This window comes from Prevotella multiformis DSM 16608, assembly GCF_000191065.1.
GTDB lineage: Bacteria > Bacteroidota > Bacteroidia > Bacteroidales > Bacteroidaceae > Prevotella > Prevotella multiformis.
Window position 1 is genome coordinate 766,173 of record NZ_GL872282.1, and the last position, 3,027, is coordinate 769,199.

The window sequence follows — 3,027 nt, forward strand, 5'->3', positions numbered from 1 at the left end:
AAAGAAGAGCAAAAATCAAAAAGTAAAAGAATAAGGAAACACATTACTATATAAAATATAATCACATTTTTATATATATACATTAAAGGATAAAACAACAATTATTTTAAAACACTTCTACTTTCTTATCTTTTTATTTTTCACAATAAAAATGTTTAGACGTATTTGCGTGTTTCAATAAATAAGCGTATATTTGCAAGCATAAAAATATAACCACACTTTTATGTGTGCATTTAGCTGAATTCATTTAAACATATTTATATAAATGAAGTTGAAGACATTTCCCGTTTCAGGGATCCAGAACGAGGTGCTGAACTGGAGCATGGGGCTGTTCCTTGCCTTCAGTGCAGTAGATCTCATCGACCACTGGACGGCAGCACCCAATGAAGGACAGAGCCTCTTCGTCGAAGCATTCGCCTCCATGCAGAGCCATACCGGAATACAGATTGCGGAGGCAGTCCTGCTGCTGGCAACGAAACTGGCAATGTGGGAGGTACTGCGAAGAGGACTGAAGAAAACAAATCATTTTTTCTTACAATTAGGAGTCATCCTCCTGATGCTGCTCGACACATTCATGACCGTTGCTTCCTGCCTGCCCTCGACCGTCATGGGAACGGATGGAAACACGGTACATGCGGTCTGCCAGAGCACCGCTCATCTGCTTACGCAGTTCTATCTGTCCTGCTACACCGTCTCCTTCCTCATACAGGCGACATTGGGCATCGGACTGGCCACAGTCTTCGCAGGCAGGATACGCTGGTATGGCGCATCGCTCCTTCTCTGTCCGCTGCTGACATCAATCCTCAACATGGTCTACCTTTATATATATAACAATGTGGGGGGCGTATCCATGCCCGACATCATAAAATATGGAACAATCGTCTCACTGGCAGGCTTTTCACTCGACCTGATTCCTTTCATACTCCTGCGACGGAGCATGTGTGCAGAGGAGGGATAGCCCACTCCGGACGGTTAAATCCCTGCCGTCACTCCCCGGCATCCACGAAAATCCAGAGGAGCAAAGCGGAGAAAAACATCCTCTACCTCCTTCAAAAAAACAGAGAAAGAGAGAACCAACAGCCCTGCTCTCCTCACCGAAAGGGGGAGATAAAAGAGGAGCGTTCAACCTTCAGGCGCTCCGGAAGACAACGACGGAAAGAGCCGAATCCCCTACCCTACCCCTAAAAAGGGCATGGGGAACGAAGAAAAAAAGTCCATCAACCTGATCTCAAAAGAGCAAGGGGACGAAGGAAAGACAAACCGCCCCAGCTTTTCAAGGCAAGAAAAAACATTACAAGCTGCCCTACTCCACCGATGAAGCGGTCAGGAAGAAACAATCCGCATCCTGCGCGGGAAGTCAGGGAAGGGGGGGATAAAAAAGGAAAGAAACCCCTCCTAATCCATCCCGAGGCAGCATCAGAAAATACAGCCTGTATTTTGCATATTTACAGGCAGACGGCCGAAAAGGACAGAATATCGAAGAAATCACAGGCGAAAAAGCTGTCAGAATCTGACAAAAAGACAAATAGAATCGCAGAAGAAAGGCAAAAAGGAAAAAACAAACAGATTAAAGGACGCAAAGTAAACAAAACGGATGTCAAATTGACAGCTTCCCACATTGTCGCCAACAGGAGCAAACAGGCGTAAAGAGAGAGATCTCAAGACCAATTCGGCCTGTTCAAGGAAAAGATAGAAGAGGACACGACAGTCGGACGCCAATCAGAACACACAGTTCTAAGGAAGGAGACGCAAGGCTGCTCCGGGCTGTAGAAGGCAAAGATGGGAGAAGACGGGACTGTCGGACGCCGATCAGAGCAGACAGGCACGGAGAGAGAAATCTCAAGGCCGATTCGACCAGCCTGAGAGAAGAAGAGGCCATACATAAACAAAAAGAATTATAACAATATAAAAACGTAAAGACATAAATATATAAATAATGAAGAACAGGAAAGTTGTTTTCGCAAACCAGAAAGGTGGGGTAGGGAAGAGCACACTGTGCATTCTCTTCGCCAACTATCTCGCAGCAAAGGGGAAGTCGGTCTGCATCATCGATACCGACCTGCAGAAGACGATCCTCATGCAGCGCCGCAAGGACAAGCAGATCTATGAAGGCGAAGAAGAGCCCTACAACATACAGGACTTCGACGTGTCGGATGTTGAGACAATGCAGAAACTCGTCGATTCGGCATCCGAGGTCGACGGCTTCGTACTGTTCGACTCGCCGGGCAACATCAGCGAGGACGGCCTGGCACCGCTGTTCGTGGGTGCCGACTATATCGTCTGCCCCTACGAGTACGAGGACAAGGCACTCGATTCGACTGGCGTCTTCGTGCAGGTGCTCAACGTGCTCCGCGAGCACAACCCGCAGATGACAGCGCAGCTCTTCTTCGTGCCCAACCGCATCGACCCGCGCATCGGCACGGCCGACGAACAGGAAATGTGGCGCAGAACCGATGAAGTGTTCGGAAACTTCGGGAAAGTAACGCCGGTCGTCAACAGCCGTGCCACGCTCAAGCGGACGAACACCTACGAACTGCTCGGAACACAGCGGGATGCAGTCAAGAAGGCATTTGAATACATGCTGAGAAGGATGAAGTAAAAAAAAGAAGCCTCACCCCCGGCCCCTCTCCGAATGGAGAGGGGAGTGAACAGCGGGATGCCCCTGTACGGACTGACGAAAGGACGGCAGCCAAACGCTGAACGAATTCGGATGACCGAGAAAACAACATCCCAAGCTGAATATGGTAATCCCGGCTGGCAGGCTTTAAGGAAAAGACAAAAGGGAAAAAACCGGACTTCAAAGCTCGAAGCTCAAACTCCAAAGGTCAAGCCCAAAAGGATAAGCCCATACCTCAAAGGTCAAACAACAGAGAGGAAAAAGGGGGAAAGGGAAAACCTCAAACCTCAAACCTCAAATCTCAAATCAAAGGGGGAGGGAAACCTCAAAGGTCGAACAACAGAGAGGAAAAAGGGGGAAAGGGAAAACCTCAAACCTCAAACCTCAAACCTCAAATCTCAAATCAAAGA

General features: G+C 48.1%; 4 protein-coding genes. All 4 read left to right on the forward strand.

From position 1 onward, the window contains the following. Positions 1 to 265: 265 nt before the first annotated feature. On the forward strand, positions 266 to 958 hold the full coding sequence (locus HMPREF9141_RS03155; protein WP_007367019.1) for a hypothetical protein: 693 nt from the start codon (positions 266 to 268) through the stop codon (positions 956 to 958). Between the two features lie 356 nt (positions 959 to 1,314). Beyond that, complete coding sequence (locus tag HMPREF9141_RS03160) at positions 1,315 to 1,647, forward strand: hypothetical protein (protein WP_007367021.1); 333 nt, start codon at positions 1,315 to 1,317, stop codon at positions 1,645 to 1,647. Between the two features lie 289 nt (positions 1,648 to 1,936). Then, complete coding sequence (locus tag HMPREF9141_RS03165; protein WP_007367023.1) at positions 1,937 to 2,599, forward strand: ParA family protein; 663 nt, start codon at positions 1,937 to 1,939, stop codon at positions 2,597 to 2,599. A 111-nt stretch (positions 2,600 to 2,710) separates the two neighbouring features. After that, positions 2,711 to 3,027 (forward strand): hypothetical protein (locus HMPREF9141_RS13535; RefSeq protein ID WP_169309940.1); only part of this gene is annotated, 317 nt, incomplete at its 3' end.

What these genes read in the sequence shown, in the direction of transcription:
- HMPREF9141_RS03155 (WP_007367019.1), top strand. Translation starts at nt 266, where the DNA reads ATGAAGTTGAAGACATTTCCCGTTTCAGGGATCCAGAACGAGGTGCTG.
- HMPREF9141_RS03160 (WP_007367021.1), top strand. Translation starts at nt 1,315, where the DNA reads ATGAAGCGGTCAGGAAGAAACAATCCGCATCCTGCGCGGGAAGTCAGG.
- HMPREF9141_RS03165 (WP_007367023.1), top strand. Translation starts at nt 1,937, where the DNA reads ATGAAGAACAGGAAAGTTGTTTTCGCAAACCAGAAAGGTGGGGTAGGG.